General features: G+C 58.8%; 15 protein-coding genes. 11 read left to right on the forward strand and 4 right to left on the reverse strand.

The window, feature by feature from the left end; all coding sequences use genetic code 11:
* Positions 1–3: 3 nt before the first annotated feature.
* The 3 genes from ACP7CJ_RS04125 to ACP7CJ_RS04135 are packed head-to-tail and all read left to right on the forward strand — an operon-like array spanning position 4 to position 2,231.
* Positions 4–720 carry an ABC transporter permease gene (locus ACP7CJ_RS04125; RefSeq protein WP_426099402.1) on the forward strand — a complete coding sequence of 239 codons (717 nt, stop codon included), beginning with the start codon at positions 4–6 and terminating at the stop codon, positions 718–720.
* On the forward strand, positions 717–1,439 hold the full coding sequence (locus tag ACP7CJ_RS04130; RefSeq protein WP_426099401.1) for an ABC transporter permease: 723 nt from the start codon (positions 717–719) through the stop codon (positions 1,437–1,439). Before ACP7CJ_RS04125 ends, ACP7CJ_RS04130 begins: the two co-directional genes overlap by 4 nt.
* A 15-nt stretch (positions 1,440–1,454) precedes the next feature.
* Positions 1,455–2,231 (forward strand): amino acid ABC transporter ATP-binding protein, encoded by a 777-nt coding sequence (locus tag ACP7CJ_RS04135; RefSeq protein WP_276197224.1) that lies wholly within the window; start codon positions 1,455–1,457, stop codon positions 2,229–2,231.
* A gap of 71 nt (positions 2,232–2,302) precedes the next feature.
* Here the strand turns inward: ACP7CJ_RS04135 and ACP7CJ_RS04140 are convergent, their stop codons facing one another.
* A complete protein-coding gene (locus ACP7CJ_RS04140; RefSeq protein WP_276197225.1) occupies positions 2,303–3,091 on the reverse strand; it encodes an MlaA family lipoprotein in 789 nt (262 codons plus the stop codon).
* Positions 3,084–4,382 carry a serine/threonine protein kinase gene (locus tag ACP7CJ_RS04145; RefSeq protein WP_276197226.1) on the reverse strand — a complete coding sequence of 433 codons (1,299 nt, stop codon included), beginning with the start codon at positions 4,380–4,382 and terminating at the stop codon, positions 3,084–3,086. The genes ACP7CJ_RS04140 and ACP7CJ_RS04145 overlap by 8 nt, the downstream gene beginning before the upstream one ends.
* Before the next feature lie 236 nt (positions 4,383–4,618).
* On the opposite strand from ACP7CJ_RS04145, the gene ACP7CJ_RS04150 reads away from it, so the two are divergent.
* Positions 4,619–4,987 (forward strand): hypothetical protein, encoded by a 369-nt coding sequence (locus ACP7CJ_RS04150; protein ID WP_426099399.1) that lies wholly within the window; start codon positions 4,619–4,621, stop codon positions 4,985–4,987.
* A 52-nt stretch (positions 4,988–5,039) separates the two neighbouring features.
* Here the strand turns inward: ACP7CJ_RS04150 and ACP7CJ_RS04155 are convergent, their stop codons facing one another.
* Positions 5,040–6,593, reverse strand: coding sequence for a glycosyl hydrolase family 17 protein (locus ACP7CJ_RS04155; protein WP_426099398.1), 1,554 nt, complete (start codon positions 6,591–6,593; stop codon positions 5,040–5,042).
* A 331-nt stretch (positions 6,594–6,924) separates the two neighbouring features.
* Between ACP7CJ_RS04155 and ACP7CJ_RS04160 the strand changes: the two genes are divergently transcribed.
* From ACP7CJ_RS04160 to ACP7CJ_RS04170, 3 genes are all read left to right on the forward strand, one after another.
* Positions 6,925–7,776: a glycine betaine ABC transporter substrate-binding protein gene (locus ACP7CJ_RS04160; RefSeq protein WP_276197228.1), complete on the forward strand. Its 852-nt coding sequence runs from the start codon at positions 6,925–6,927 to the stop codon at positions 7,774–7,776.
* A gap of 260 nt (positions 7,777–8,036) precedes the next feature.
* The gene (locus ACP7CJ_RS04165) at positions 8,037–8,348 is read left to right on the forward strand and encodes a DUF485 domain-containing protein (RefSeq protein ID WP_276197229.1); all 312 of its coding nucleotides are present in this window, start codon (positions 8,037–8,039) and stop codon (positions 8,346–8,348) included.
* Entirely contained in the window at positions 8,345–10,003 is a 1,659-nt protein-coding gene (locus ACP7CJ_RS04170; protein WP_276197230.1) for a cation acetate symporter, read from the forward strand. The genes ACP7CJ_RS04165 and ACP7CJ_RS04170 overlap by 4 nt, the downstream gene beginning before the upstream one ends.
* Positions 10,004–10,522: 519 nt before the next feature.
* Here the strand turns inward: ACP7CJ_RS04170 and gltA are convergent.
* Positions 10,523–11,812: a citrate synthase gene (gene gltA, locus ACP7CJ_RS04175; RefSeq protein WP_247396434.1), complete on the reverse strand. Its 1,290-nt coding sequence runs from the start codon at positions 11,810–11,812 to the stop codon at positions 10,523–10,525.
* A 363-nt stretch (positions 11,813–12,175) separates the two neighbouring features.
* Here gltA and sdhC point away from each other — a divergent pair, with 363 nt between their 5' ends.
* The 4 genes from sdhC to ACP7CJ_RS04195 are packed head-to-tail and all read left to right on the forward strand — an operon-like array spanning position 12,176 to position 15,404.
* Positions 12,176–12,550 (forward strand): succinate dehydrogenase, cytochrome b556 subunit, encoded by a 375-nt coding sequence (gene sdhC / locus ACP7CJ_RS04180; RefSeq protein ID WP_247396437.1) that lies wholly within the window; start codon positions 12,176–12,178, stop codon positions 12,548–12,550.
* Complete coding sequence (sdhD, locus tag ACP7CJ_RS04185) at positions 12,544–12,912, forward strand: succinate dehydrogenase, hydrophobic membrane anchor protein (RefSeq protein ID WP_247396440.1); 369 nt, start codon at positions 12,544–12,546, stop codon at positions 12,910–12,912. The genes sdhC and sdhD overlap by 7 nt, the downstream gene beginning before the upstream one ends.
* A 3-nt stretch (positions 12,913–12,915) precedes the next feature.
* Positions 12,916–14,688: a succinate dehydrogenase flavoprotein subunit gene (gene sdhA, locus ACP7CJ_RS04190; RefSeq protein WP_276197231.1), complete on the forward strand. Its 1,773-nt coding sequence runs from the start codon at positions 12,916–12,918 to the stop codon at positions 14,686–14,688.
* A gap of 11 nt (positions 14,689–14,699) precedes the next feature.
* Positions 14,700–15,404, forward strand: a complete 705-nt coding sequence (locus tag ACP7CJ_RS04195; protein WP_276197232.1) for a succinate dehydrogenase iron-sulfur subunit — start codon at positions 14,700–14,702, stop codon at positions 15,402–15,404.
* Positions 15,405–15,665 lie beyond the last annotated feature (261 nt).

The following is a 15,665-nucleotide window of genomic DNA, read 5'->3' on the forward strand; positions in this document are numbered from 1 at the left end:
TCCATGTTCGAGTCATTGGGGTTGTTGTCGTTGGGCGCGGGCGGTTGGGGCGGCGCGCTGCTGGCGGGCGCTGGGGTCACGATGGCGCTGGCATTGGCGTGTGTGCCGCTGGGGTTGCCATTGGGCTTGTTGGTGGCGTTGTGCAGCAAATCGCCCAGCGCAACGGTGAGGGCGATGGCGGCACTGTTCTCCACCTGTTTTCGTGGTCTGCCGGAGTTGCTGACGTTATTGATCGTGTATTACGGCATCCAGATTGCGCTGCAGAAATTCCAGGCGTATTGGGGCGGTTCGGCCGAGTTTTCCATCAATGCGTTTGTGGCGGCGGTGATCGCGTTCAGCCTGGTGCTGGCGGCCTTTTCCAGCGAGGTGTGGCTGGGTGCGCTGAAGACCGTCGCACGCGGTCAGTATGAAGGCGCCCAGGCACTGGGCTTGAGTCGCAGGCAGGCGTTTTTCAAAGTGGTGCTGCCGCAGGTGATGAGCGTTGCCTTGCCGGGGCTGTCGAACAACTGGTTGAGCCTGCTCAAGGACACGGCGTTGGTGTCGACCATTTCCCTGGTGGACTTGATGCGCCAGACCAGCCTGGCGGTGAATGCCACCAAGGAGCCGATGCTGTTTTATCTGGCGGCGTGTTGCCTGTACCTGCTGCTGTCATCGATCTCGGGGTTTTGCATCGCGCAGCTTGAAAAGCACTACGGCCAGGGCCGGGAGCGTGCCTCATGACGGCGGGCGAGCGCTTTGCCGAGTGGCTCGGGCTTGAACTGTTGCAGCGCTATGGGGCGCAGTTGCTTGATGGTTTGTTGCTTACCCTGCAATTGGTGGCGCTATCCAGCAGCGTCGGGATGGTACTCGGCGTGCTGTTGGCGTTGGGCAGGACTTCGCGCTGGCGCTCGTTGCAGTACGGGTGCAGGGCCTATGTCTACTTTTTCAGGGGCTCTCCACTGTTGGCGCAACTGTTCCTGATTTATTACGGCTTGGGTTCCTTCCACGGTTTCTGGCGCGACCTGGGCCTATGGGGGTGGTTCGGCGACCCATGGTTTTGCGCTTTGCTGGCGTTCACCTTGAATACGGCGGCCTACCAGGCCGAGATCTTTCGCGGCGGATTGCTCTCTGTGCCGCGTGCCCACTATGAAGCCGCGACGGCGTTGGGGTTGAATCGCACCACCACGTTTTTCAAGGTGACCTTGCCGCAGGTGCTCATCGTGACGGTAGGGCCGCTGGGCAATGAACTGATTTTGATCATCAAGGCCAGCGCCATTGTGTCGCTGGTCACCTTGCTGGACTTGATGGGCGTGGCCAAGCTGGCGTTTTCACGCACTTTTGATTTCCAGGTGTATGTGTGGGTGGCGCTGGTTTACCTGCTGGTGGTCGAGTGTGTCCGGCGTGGGGTGAACCGTCTTGATCGTCGACTTACCCAGCATCTGCGGCCAACTGACGAATGATAGGAGAGGGCACACATGGGGTCATCAATGCAGTTAAAGCGGTTGATCTGTCCACCTGCGCCGGTGGTGATTGACGTCGAAGGGCTGAGCAAATGGTATGGCCCGTATCAGGTGTTGCACGGCATCGACCTGCGGGTGGTGCAGGGCGAACGAATTGTGCTGTGCGGTACCTCGGGCTCCGGCAAGTCCACGTTGATCCGTTGCCTCAATCGTCTGGAACCTGCGCAGCAGGGCCGAATCCAGGTGCTGGGAGCCGACGTGAGCGCATCGCCGACACACTGCCGGGCGGCCTTGCGTGAGGTCGGCATGGTGTTTCAGGGCTTCAACCTGTTTCCTCACCTGACCGTCTTGCAAAACTGCGTGCTGGCGCCGATGTCCGTGCGCGGCATGCCCCGCGACAGCGCACAGGAGCAGGCCATGGCGCTGCTGAAAAAAGTCGGGATTGATCAACACTGGAAAAAATACCCGTCGCAACTGTCGGGCGGCCAACAGCAACGGGTCGCGATTGCCAGGGCATTGTGCATGGCCCCAAAAATCATGCTGTTCGATGAGCCGACGTCAGCGCTGGACCCGGAGGCTGTCGGCGAGGTGCTGGACGTGATGGTCATGCTCGCCGAAAGCGGCATGACCCTGCTCTGCGTCACTCACGAAATGGGCTTTGCCCGGCAAGTGGCCGGGCGTGTGCTGTTTCTCGATGGCGGGCGGATTATCGAAGACCAGCCGCCGGAGGCGTTTTTCACTGCGCCGCGAACGCCACGCGCCCAAGCATTTCTGGCGCAGGTGCTGGGGTAGGCGTCAGGTATCGAGCAGGCAAAAAAAAGCCACTCGAGCGCGTCGAATGGCTTTTTTACAGCGTGGATCGGTTACTCGGCAATCTGCAACTTGCGCGATTCGGTATAGATGTAGCGCACTTTTTCGTACTCGAATGGCGAGTTCATCTGACCGTAGCGGAAGCTGGTCTGGTAGCGCTTGTCGACCGCGCGCAGGGCCCAGATTTCCGGATGGTTGGAGCTGACTTCGGAGACGTTCAAGAAGTTGATCTGCGATTCGGCGCTGTAGTCGACCAGCAGGCCGCCGGTATCGCGCAGGTTCGACGGGCCCAGAATCGGCAACACCAGGTAGGCGCCGCCAGGCACGCCGTAGAAGCCTAGGGTCTGGCCGAAGTCTTCGCTTTGGCGCGGCAGGCCCATGGAGGTGGCCGGGTCCCACAACCCGGCGACGCCGAGGGTGGTATTGAGCAGCAGGCGCCCGGTGGTTTCCAGGGAGCGGTGACCCTTGAGTTGCAGCAGGCTGTTCAACAGGTTGGGCACATCGCCCAGGTTGTTGAAGAAATTGCTCACGCCGGTACGCAGGAAGCTCGGCGTGACGTAGCGGTAACCGTCGACCACCGGCAGAAACACCCATTGGTCGAAGCGGTAGTTGAAGTGGTACACGCGGCGGTTCCACGACTCCAACGGGTCATACACGTTGAGGGCGGTCAGTGATGAACGTTCGAATTCGCGTTGGTCCAGGCCCGGATTGAACTTGAGCTTGCTCAGTGGCTCCTTGAAACCGTCGGCACCCACCACGGTGGGCGCGTGAGCCTTGCTGTTGTCGGCATTGGCCACGCTTGCGCACATCAGGGCGGCAAGCAGCAGAAGATATTTAGCCACGGAAGAACTCCAGCATGGCGTCGGCGTTGACGCGGTAATTGAGGTTGCCGCAGTGGCCGCCCAGCGGGTAGACGGTCAAGCGATCGCCGAAGGTTTGACGCAGGAAGCCGAGGTCGCCCGGACCGAGGATCACGTCGTCGGCGTTATGCATGACGGCGATTTTCGGGCTGGCGTGCAGGTAGTCCTTGAGGGCGTACAGGCTGACCTGATCGACCAGTTGCAACAGGCTGCCGCCATCGGAACGGGCGCGCCACATCGGAATGACCTGTTCGGTGAGGTAGCAATCGAAGTCACATTGCAGCGCGCGCTTGAGGAACGGCGTGAGGCTGGTGCCTTCGGTGATCGGGTACTTCGGCGGGATGATCAGGCCACGGCGGTTGATCAGGTCCGAGGTGAACGCGATGTCGGCCGCCGAAAAGCGGAACGTGGTGCCGATCAGCATGGCCATCTGTTCGTTGGTCAGGTGTTGCTTGGAGTTCTGGAAGTCGTAGAGCAGAGCGTCGTTTAGGTCGATATAGCCTTTTTGCTGGAAGTAGCGGGTCAGCTTGTTCAACACCAGCTCATAAAAGGTCGTGGTGTTGTTGATGCCCTTGACCTCGGTTTGCACCAGCTTGTCGAGGTTGGTGATCGAGGTGTAGAGGTTGACCGGAGGGTTGAGCAGCAGCACTTTCTTGAAGTTGAAGCTGCGACGGGTTTCATCGAGCTTGCTGACAAACGCCGCATCCAGCGCGCCGAGGCTGTAGCCGCTGAGGTAAAAGTCGGTGACCGGCAGCGAGGCGTTCTGCGCGCGCACTGCTTGCATCACGCGGTACATATCTTCGGCGTCTTCCTGGGTGATGCCAGGCGTGGCAAAGCGCGAGGCTGCGCTCATGAAGTCGAAGCTGGTGGGCGATGACAGTTGCACGACGTGGTAGCCGGCCTGGTAGTAGAGTTTTTTCAGGTATTCGTTGATGCTGCTGTCAAACCGCGCACCGGTGCCCGATATCAAGAAGATCAGCGGCGCGGCGTGGTCTTGCTTGGCGATGCGGTAGGTGAGTTTCTTCACCGCCCAGAAGTTGTCGGGCAGGCTGAATTCGCGCTCGGGGCGCATGTTCAGGGTGTAGTCCGACTGGTTGATTTCGTCGTTGCTCGGCAAGCTGGGCCGAAGGTCAGGCGGCGTGGTGGCAATGGTCGCTTCGAACGGGTTGGTCAAAGGGAAGCCATAGCTGGCCTGGTCGATGTCGACGGCCAGTGCTGACGCACTCAAAAAAAGGCTGCCTAGCAAGGCAGCGCAGCGCAAGGAACGGAGCATGACTTAATCCCTAAGAGGAAACGTGCTGAATGAAGTTCGCAGGCTATGACCACCGCGTTGCCACCGAAGTGCCAGCCTTCGGCACGAAAAATCGGAAAAAAAACGTCGGAATCGGGGTGATAGTCGCCAGAAGATACACTTTGCGACGCATTGATGAACACTTATCTGCGTACATATCTTGCTAACGGCCGCCGGGGGATTAAGCTGAGCGCCGTTTTTGCCTATCGGAGTGCTCCATGTCCCGCCGCTTGCCGCTGATCTTGCTGCTTATTGCCCTGCCGTTATGGCTGGCCGCCAGTTATGCCGCGCGTTACGGCTTTATGGAGGATGGCCGCTGGGTCGGTATTTGCGCGGATGAAGCCAGCCGCTGGGAATGCCAGGTGCGTTCGAACCTCGGTTTGATGATTCACTTCAAGATGATGGGCTGGGCTGCGCTGATGACGTCGGTGCTGGCGTTTTTCGTACCGGGGCGCGCGGGGTGGGGGTTGGCGGTGCTGGGACTGGTGTTCGGGTTGCCAGCGCTGGCGTTGTACAACACCACGTTTGCGGTGTTTGCAGTGGTGATTGCGGGGTTGCGGTTGGTCCGCAAGCCACGGGGCGCCTGATAGGGCCAATCGGGGGCGGTGCGACGATTCGACTTGCCCCCCGATGGCGTTCTTAAGCCTTGCGCATCCGCAAGCACCGCCACAAAGCCACAACCATCAACCCACTGACCAGCGCCCAACCCCACGCCTGCTGGTTCAGTAGGCCTTCGCGGAACAGCTGGGGCGCAATGCCGGCACCGATGATAAAGGTCAGCAACGCGATTTCCCGACGTGGCCCGGTCACGGGGCGAACCAGATAGACCAAGGCGGGCAGTACCAGCGCCGCACTTGGGAAGCTGCGATAACGTGGGTCAAACACCAGCGCCAGCATCATGACCGCACCCGCGAACCCGGCGATTGCCACCCACCAGCCTGCGCGCTGCTCCAGCCAGTTGAATGCTCGTTCGCGCCAACCCTCGCGGTCGCTCAAGGCCAGGGCCGCGTGCGCCAGTACCAGCAGGTTCAACGCGACCAGCAGCCCCGCCCACACCCATTCATCATTGAAGCGTGCAGTTACGCGGGTCAGTTCGGCCCAGGTGCCGATGGAGCAGGCGGCGACGGCCCCGAGCAGCGGTAGCAGCCAGGCGGCGCGCGGGCTGCGCACCCGCCCACCGAGCGCTAGCGTGCCCAGCAGGATGATTCCGCCCACCCCCAGCCACAGCGGCCAGTACGGCACGTTGGTCACCGGGCCGGCGAGGATGCCCTTGTCCTGGCGGTCGGCATCGAATAAGCCCCAGTAACCCCCGACAGCGCCTTCACTGGCACGCTTCCACGGCTGATCAAAGGCTTCGATCAGGTTGTAGTGCCAACCATTGGCTTCGGCCATGGCCACGAAGCCGCGCATGAACTTGGCCTCATTGACCCGGCTCGGCACTGCGGTTTCGCGCTGGCGGCCTTCGCTGGGCCAGCCGGTCTCGCCGATCAGTACGTCCTTGGGCGCAAATTTGTTGCCAAAGGTCTGGCGCACATCGCCGACATGTTTGAGTGCCTGGTCGATCCCCGAGGGATCGTCTTCCCAGTAGGGCAGCAAGTGGATGGTCAGGAAATCCACCGCCGGGGCTATTTCCGGGTGTTGCAGCCAGAATTCCCAGACGTCGGCATATGTGACCGGCTGCTTGACCTGGCTTTTGACCTTATGGATCAGCTTCACCAACTGTGCGGCCGTGACTTCCTTGCGCAGCAGGGTTTCGTTGCCGACGATCACCGAGGTGACCACGTCGGCGTTGGCGTTGGCCGAGGCGATCAAGGCGTCAACTTCTTTTTCAGTGTCGAGTGGGTTGCCGTTGACCCAGGCGCCGATCATCAGTTTTAGCCCGTGTTTGCGCGCCAGGTCCGGCAAGGCTTCCAGGCCGGTCATGGAGTAGGTGCGGATGCATTCGAAGCGAGTGGCCAGCAGGGCCAGGTCGGCGTCCATGCGCTCGGGACGCAGCGTGAACGGCTGGTCGAACGGCGATTGGTCCTTGTCGAAGGGCGTGTAGGAGGCGCATTGCAGCTTATGGCTGGCGCTGGCCACGTCCGGCAACACCACCGGCCGGCCGAGGCCGTACCAGTACCCGACCAGCGCGAGCAGGCCGAGGATCGAGGCGAAAAAATAGGGCAGGGCAGGGAAGCGGGCAGTCGCGGGCATGGTCGGCTTATCTGGGGAGCAAAGGCGCGCATCTTACCCGGATTTGTCGCGTCCCAGTGGGGCTGCATGATTTAGACATGCAAAGTTCGGGCGGGGTATGAGGCGAGTGTCCCATAAAAGCGCTAGCTGGCGATGTGATGTCGTTTCTTGCTTACCTGAGGTCGCTGACAGAGCAGGACAAAGGCCCCGGCAGGTTGATGATCGAAGTATCAGCACTCCACTGATGTCGTAGCGGCCGGAAAGATGCGCGTGAAGGGGGCGCGGCGCACCACATAACAACAGGTTGACGTCGCTCGACATCCGTCGGGCGCAGCACTTTCGGGGAAGTACGATGAAGATGCGACGACTCTTGGGCGCAGCTGCCACTCTGGTAGTTGCGATGAGCTCCACACTGGCCAGCGCCGACAGCAAAACCCTGAGCATCGGCTATGTGGACGGTTGGTCCGACAGCGTTGCCACCACCCATGTGGCGGCAGAGGTGATCAAGGCAAAGCTCGGTTATGACGTCAAACTGCAAGCGGTCGCCACCGGGATCATGTGGCAAGGCGTTGCCACCGGCAAGCTCGACGCCATGCTCTCTGCCTGGCTGCCCGTGACCCACGGTGAATACTGGGCCAAGAACAAGGACAAGGTGGTCGACTACGGCCCCAACTTCAAGGATGCGAAGATCGGCCTGATCGTGCCGGAGTACGTCAAGGCCAAGTCCATTGAAGACCTCAAGACCGATACCACCTTCAAGAACAAGATCGTCGGTATCGACGCCGGTTCAGGCGTGATGCTCAAGACCGACGAAGCGATCAAGGCCTATGGCCTGGACTACAAGCTGCAAGCCAGTTCCGGCGCCGCGATGATCGCCGAACTGACCCGTGCCGAAGACAAACAGGAATCCATTGCGGTCACCGGGTGGGTGCCACACTGGATGTTCGCCAAGTGGAAACTGCGTTTCCTGGACGATCCAAAAGGGATTTATGGCGCTGCTGAAACCGTCAACAGCATCGGCAGCAAGGGCCTGGAGAAGAAAGCGCCGGAAGTTGTGGCGTTCCTGAAGAAATTCCAATGGGCTTCCAAGGACGAAATCGGTGAAGTCATGCTCGCCATTCAGGAAGGCGCCAAGCCTGATGCAGCCGCCAAGGACTGGGTCGCCAAGCACCCTGAGCGGGTTGCCGAATGGACCGGTAAGTAACCCCCTTTGATGTAACTCCCCTGTGGGAGGGGGCTTGCCCCCGATTGCGGTGTGTCAGTCGCTGATGATCTGACTGGTCTACCGCTCTCGGCGGCAAGCTCCCTCCCGCATTATTTTCGTCACCCGTAAATGTTTCTGCGCCCTCGCAAACCCTCGCTACACTCCCTCCTAATACTAAGGTCGTCTGGAACGTGTCCAGCAGTCGCATACAGTGGATATTGTTTCAATAATAACAAAGCTGTGCTGCGAGGATAAAAACAATGAACGACAGCATTTACCTCTCGATTCAAAACAGCCCGCGCTTCAAGGAGCTGGTTAGGAAAAGGGAAAGGTTCGCCTGGATTCTCTCGGCGATCATGCTAGGGCTTTACTCCGGATTCATCCTGTTGATCGCCTACGGGCCACAATTGCTGGGGACTAAGATCAGTCCCACTTCGTCCATCACCTGGGGAATCCCTATTGGTGTCGGGCTGATTCTTTCGGCCTTTGTCCTCACTGCGATCTACGTGCGACGCGCCAACGGCGAATTCGACGACCTGAACAATGCGATTCTCAAGGAGGCTGCGCAATGATCCGTCGTCTATTGGCTGTACTCGGTGCTTCGGTCTTCGCGCCTGCTGTATGGGCGGCGGAGGCATTAACGGGTGAAGTGCAAAAACAACCGCTGAATATTCCAGCGATCCTGATGTTCGTGGTCTTTGTCGGCGCGACGTTGTGCATCACCTACTGGGCGTCCAAGCGCAACAATTCGGCGGCCGACTATTACGCGGCCGGCGGCAAGATCACCGGTTTTCAGAACGGTCTGGCGATTGCCGGCGACTATATGTCTGCCGCGTCTTTCCTGGGTATTTCCGCACTGGTATACACCTCCGGCTACGACGGCCTGATCTACTCGATCGGCTTCCTGGTGGGCTGGCCGATCATTCTGTTCCTGATCGCCGAGCGCTTGCGTAACCTGGGCAAATACACCTTCGCCGACGTGGCGTCCTACCGCCTCGGGCAAACCCAGATCCGCAGCCTGTCGGCCTGTGGCTCGCTGGTGGTGGTAGCGTTCTACCTGATCGCGCAGATGGTTGGCGCGGGCAAGCTGATCCAGTTGCTGTTCGGTCTCGATTACCACGTGGCAGTGATCATGGTGGGTATCCTGATGTGCATGTACGTGCTGTTCGGCGGCATGCTGGCAACCACCTGGGTGCAGATCATCAAGGCAGTCTTGCTGCTGGCTGGTGCTACATTCATGGCGGTCATGGTGATGAAGCACGTCAACTTCGACTTCAGCACATTGTTCGCCGAGGCAGTCAAGGTTCACCCTAAAGGTGAGGCAATCATGAGCCCCGGCGGCCTGGTGAAAGATCCGGTCTCCGCGTTCTCCCTGGCCCTGGCACTGATGTTTGGTACCGCCGGCCTGCCGCACATCCTGATGCGCTTCTTCACCGTGAGCGACGCCAAGGAAGCCCGTAAGAGCGTGTTGTACGCTACTGGCTTCATCGGCTACTTCTACATCCTGACCTTTATCATCGGTTTTGGTGCGATCCTGTTGGTCAGCACTAACCCGGCGTTCAAGGATGCTGCAGGCGCCTTGCTCGGTGGTAACAACATGGCAGCGGTTCACCTGGCCAACGCGGTGGGTGGCAGTATCTTCCTGGGCTTCATCTCGGCTGTGGCGTTTGCCACCATCCTTGCGGTGGTTGCGGGCTTGACCCTGGCCGGTGCTTCGGCGGTGTCCCACGACCTATATGCCAGCGTGATCAAGAAAGGCAAGGCCAACGACAAGGATGAGATTCGCGTCTCGAAGATCACCACTATCGCTTTGGCGGTGCTGGCAATCGGTCTGGGTATCCTGTTTGAAAGCCAGAACATTGCGTTCATGGTTGGCCTGGCCTTCTCCATCGCGGCTAGCTGTAACTTCCCGGTGTTGCTGCTTTCCATGTATTGGAAGAACCTCACCACCCGTGGCGCAATGATTGGTGGCTGGCTCGGGTTGATCAGTGCCGTGGGCCTGATGGTCCTGGGGCCGACCATCTGGGTGTCGATCCTGCATCACGAAAAAGCCATCTTCCCGTATGAGTACCCTGCGCTGTTCTCGATGATCATCGCGTTCGTCAGTATCTGGTTCTTCTCCATCACCGACAAGTCGGCGGCGGCAGTCAAGGAACGGGCGCTGTACTTCCCGCAGTTTGTGCGTTCGCAGACTGGCCTGGGGGCGAGTGGGGCGGTTGCTCACTAAGGTTGTAGCTCAATAGGAAATGCCCCGGTCGAAAGGCCGGGGCATTTTTTTGGCTGGGGTTTTGTGTTGGCTGGGCTATTGTCATCGGGAGCAAGCTCCCTCCCACATTTGACTGCATTCCAGGGTGGGTAGTCGGGCAAATGCGGGGGGTTGTAGCTCAATAGGAAATGCCCCGGTCGACAGGCTGGGGCGTTTTTTGGCTGGGCATTGTCATCGGGAGCAAGCTCCCTCCCACATTTGACTGCATTCCAGGGTGGGTAGTCGGGCAAATACGGGGGGTTGTAGCTCAATAGGAAATGCCCCGGTCGACAGGCTGGGGCATTTTTTGGCTGGGCATTGCCATCGGGAGCAAGCTCCCTCCCACATTTGACTGCATTCCAAGGCGGATGCTCGGTCAAATGTGGGAGGGGGCTTGCTCCCGATAGCGGCATTTCAGACAAAACCGTTTCTCGGTTCCTGCACAAATAAAAACGGCCTCCATGAAGGAGGCCGCTTTTTTATTACTCATCAGTCAGATGCTTACTTGCGATCTTCCAACTTGGTGATGTCACGCGACGCGTAGCCGGTGTACAGCTGGCGCGGGCGGCCAATCTTGTACGGGCTGGAGAGCATTTCTTTCCAGTGGGAGATCCAGCCCACGGTCCGCGCCAAGGCGAAGATCACGGTGAACATGCTGGTTGGAATGCCGATCGCCTTGAGGATGATCCCCGAGTAGAAGTCGACGTTCGGGTACAGCGAGCGTTCGATGAAGTAAGGGTCGGTCAGGGCGATCTCTTCCAGGCGCATGGCCAGTTCGAGTTGCGGATCGTTCTTGATGCCCAGTTCCCTCAACACTTCGTCGCAGGTTTTCTTCATGACGGTGGCGCGCGGGTCGCGGTTCTTGTAGACCCGGTGACCGAAGCCCATCAACTTGAACGGATCGTTCTTGTCTTTGGCCTTGGCGATGTATTTGTCGATGTTCGAGACATCGCCGATTTCATCGAGCATGGTCAATACGGCTTCGTTCGCACCACCGTGGGCAGGGCCCCACAGTGCGGCGATACCGGCGGCGATACAGGCGAACGGGTTGGCACCCGAAGAACCTGCCAGACGCACGGTAGAGGTGGAGGCGTTCTGCTCGTGGTCGGCATGGAGGATGAAGATCCGGTCCATTGCCTTGGCGAGCACCGGGCTGATCGGTTTGATCTCGCACGGGGTGTTGAACATCATGTGCAGGAAGTTTTCCGCGTAAGTCAGGTCGTTGCGCGGGTACATCATGGGTTGGCCCATGGAGTACTTGTAAACCATTGCGGCCAGGGTCGGCATCTTGGCAACCAGGCGGATCGCGGAAATTTCGCGATGCTGCGGGTTATTGATGTCGAGGGAGTCGTGATAGAAAGCCGACAGGGCACCGACTACGCCGCACATGACGGCCATTGGGTGGGCGTCGCGACGGAAGCCGTTGAAGAAAGTCTTCAACTGCTCGTGAACCATGGTGTGGTTCTTTACGGTGCTGACGAACTCGGCTTTCTGCTCGGCGGTTGGCAACTCGCCATTTAGTAGCAGATAGCAGGTTTCCAGGTAATCCGATTTTTCAGCCAGTTGCTCAATCGGGTAGCCCCGATGCAGCAAAATGCCATTGTCGCCATCGATATAGGTAATCTTCGACTCGCATGAAGCGGTCGACATGAAGCCTGGGTCGAAAGTGAAACGGCCCGTGGCCGTAAGGCCCCGTACGTCGATAACATCAGGACCAACGGTGCCGGTTAAAATGGGCAGCTCGACGGGGGCTACGCCCTCGATGATCAACTGCGCTTTTTTGTCAGCCATGTGGCCTCCTATTTATGCTTCAAATCATCAGACAGACCCCCCACGCAGGGCCCGGACCACTATAGTGAGATAAATTCAGATGTCAATTTGCCTAAAGTCTTGCTCCAGAAGGCTTTCACAGGACTTTTTCCTCGAAATTTACCGCCATTTACGCCTTTTATTCCGCCAGCGCAATGCGCTATTAGCGTGAGGTCAGCGCGTTGTCATTAGTAGCCTAACTGTCTATACTCGGCCACCGACCGCCAAGGGCTTTTGGGCTTGCTTTCATTGGGGGTCGCACTCCCTGGGTGGCGTTACCTGACCAGTACACTCCCCAACAACTTTGCCCTGATTGTTAGGGGCTCTTCAGTGTGAAAAAAAGCCGTGAATAGCCAACGACCTGTAAACCTAGACCTAAGGACCATCAAACTCCCCATCACCGGCGTTACGTCGTTCCTGCACCGTGTTTCCGGCATCATCCTCTTCCTGGGCTTGGGCTTCATGCTTTATGCATTGAGCAAATCCTTGGGTTCCGAGGAAGGTTATGCCGAGGTGAAGGCATGCTTGACCAGTCCGCTGGCCAAGTTCGTAGCATGGGGTCTCTTGTCCGCTCTGCTGTATCACTTGGTAGCCGGCGTGCGCCACTTGATCATGGATATGGGCATCGGTGAGACGCTGGAAGGCGGCCGCCTGGGCTCGAAAATCGTCATCGCCATTTCCGTGGTGCTGATCGTTCTGGCAGGAGTTTGGATATGGTAACCAGCGTAACGAATCTGTCGCGTTCGGGCCTCTATGACTGGATGGCACAGCGTGTGTCTGCGGTCGTTCTCGCGGCTTATTTCATTTTCCTGATCGGATACCTCGTCGCAAATCCGGGCATCGGCTATGAGCAGTGGCATGGCCTGTTTTCCCATAACGCGATGCGAATCTTCAGTCTGCTGGCCCTTGTAGCCCTGGGCGCTCACGCCTGGGTCGGCATGTGGACCATCTCGACCGACTACCTGACGCCAATGGCGCTGGGCAAGTCTGCGACAGCAGTACGGTTTCTCTTCCAGGCAGTATGCGGCGTCATGATGTTCGCTTACTTCGTCTGGGGTGTGCAGATTCTTTGGGGTATCTGATCCATGGCTAACATTCCAACTATTTCCTTCGACGCCATCATCATTGGTGGCGGCGGCGCCGGCATGCGCGCAGCGCTGCAACTGGCTCAGGGCGGTCACAAGACTGCCGTGATCACCAAGGTGTTCCCGACGCGTTCCCACACCGTATCGGCTCAGGGTGGCATCACCTGCGCCATCGCCTCCGCCGACCCGAACGATGACTGGCGCTGGCACATGTACGATACCGTCAAGGGTTCCGACTATATCGGTGACCAGGACGCTATCGAATACATGTGTCAGGAAGGCCCGGCCGCCGTGTTCGAGCTGGACCACATGGGGCTGCCGTTCTCGCGTACCGAGCAAGGTCGTATCTACCAGCGTCCATTCGGCGGTCAGTCGAAGGATTACGGTAAAGGTGGCCAGGCTGCCCGTACCTGCGCTGCTTCCGACCGTACCGGTCACGCGCTGCTGCACACCCTTTATCAGGGCAACCTGAAAGCTGGCACCACGTTCCTGAACGAGTACTACGCGGTTGACCTGGTGAAAAACCAGGACGGCGCATTCGTCGGCGTGATCGCTATCTGCATCGAAACCGGTGAAACCACCTACATCCGCGCCAAGGCTACTGTTCTGGCGACTGGCGGTGCAGGTCGTATCTACGCATCGACCACCAACGCCCTGATCAACACCGGTGACGGCGTTGGCATGGCGCTGCGTGCTGGCGTGCCGGTGCAGGACATTGAAATGTGGCAGTTCCACCCAACCGGTATCGCCGGTGCCGGTGTACTCGTCACCGAAGGTTGCCGTGGTGAAGGTGGCTATCTGATCAACAAGCACGGTGAGCGTTTCATGGAGCGTTATGCTCCGAACGCGAAAGACCTTGCTGGTCGTGACGTTGTTGCTCGCTCCATGGTCAAGGAAATCATCGCCGGCAACGGCTGTGGCCCGAATGGCGACCACGTAATGCTGAAGCTCGATCACCTCGGCGAGGAAGTGCTGCACAGCCGCCTGCCAGGTATCTGCGAGCTGTCCAAGACCTTTGCTCACGTTGACCCGGTGGTTGCTCCGGTTCCGGTTGTTCCGACTTGCCACTACATGATGGGCGGCGTGCCGACCAACATTCATGGTCAGGCGATCACCCAGAACGCCGAAGGTGTGGACGAGATCATTCATGGTCTCTTCGCAGTAGGCGAAGTGGCTTGCGTATCGGTACACGGCGCCAACCGTCTGGGCGGCAACTCGCTGCTCGACCTGGTGGTATTCGGCCGCGCTGCCGGCCTGCACCTCGAGAAGGCGCTGACCGACGGCATCGAATACGATGACGCCACTGACGCCAACATCGAAACCGCCCTGGCCCGTCTGAACGCTCTGAACGAGCGTACCGATGGCGAAGACGTGGCTACCCTGCGTCGCGAGCTGCAAAGCTGCATGCAGAACTACTTCGGTGTATTCCGTACCGGCGAATACATGCAGAAGGGTATCGCCCAGTTGGCCGACCTGCGCACGCGCATCGCCAACGTCAAGATCAACGATAAGAGCCAGGCGTTCAACACCGCTCGTATCGAAGCCCTTGAACTGCAAAACCTGTTGGAAGTGGCTGAAGCGACTGCGATCGCCGCCGAGGTTCGTAAAGAATCCCGTGGTGCTCACGCTCGTGAAGACTTTGAAGATCGCGATGACGAAAACTGGTTGTGCCACACCCTGTACTTCCCGGGTGACAAGCGCGTAACCAAGCGTGCCGTTAACTTCTCGCCGAAGACGGTTCCGATGTTTGAACCGAAAATTCGGACTTACTAAGGGTGGCTGCCATGTTGAAAGTCAGTGTGTATCGCTACAACCCTGATCGGGACGCTGCGCCGTTCATGCAGGATTTTCAGGTCGATACCGGTGGTAAAGACTTGATGGTGCTGGATGTGCTGGCCCTGATCAAAGAGCAGGACGAAGGTTTCTCCTATCGTCGCTCTTGCCGTGAAGGTGTGTGCGGTTCCGACGGCATGAACATCAACGGCAAAAACGGCCTGGCGTGCATCACGCCACTGTCCGCCGTGGTTAAGGGCAATAAGCTGATCGTTCGTCCTCTGCCAGGGTTGCCGGTTATCCGTGACCTGGTCGTCGATATGAGCATCTTCTACAAGCAATACGAGAAGGTTAAGCCATTCCTGCAGAACGACACGCCGGCTCCGGCCATCGAACGTCTGCAGTCCCCGGAAGAACGCGAAAAGCTCGACGGTCTGTACGAGTGCATCCTGTGCGCTTGCTGCTCGACTTCCTGCCCGTCCTTCTGGTGGAACCCGGACAAGTTCCTGGGTCCAGCCGCTCTGCTGCAAGCGTATCGCTTCCTGGCAGACAGCCGTGACACCTATACGTCCGAGCGCCTGGCTTCACTGGATGACCCGTTCAGCGTATTCCGCTGCCGCGGGATCATGAACTGCGTCAACGTATGTCCCAAAGGCCTGAACCCGACTAAGGCCATTGGTCACATCCGTAATATGCTGCTGCAAAGCGGCGTGTAATTGACGTTGTAGCAAAGCAGGACCGTTGTGCCCGTAAATGCTACGGCGCAGGCTTCAACCGGCGCCGTAGTCTTAACTTGAGCAGCGACTTACAAAGCCGCGGCTCTTATTTTGAAGAAATGAGACAAGCAGGGGCATTCGGGTTGGTACCCGAACTATCAGCGTGATCCTAAGTGGCTTGTTTTGGTCGCTGCACTGGGCCTTTTGCAAGCAAACTCGGTGTCGCCGCCGGTGGTGTCCCCAAATCGAGGGTGACCAAGC

It is taken from the genome of Pseudomonas sp. PSPC3-2, assembly GCF_049897085.1.
Taxonomy (GTDB): Bacteria; Pseudomonadota; Gammaproteobacteria; order Pseudomonadales; family Pseudomonadaceae; genus Aquipseudomonas; species Aquipseudomonas paraveronii.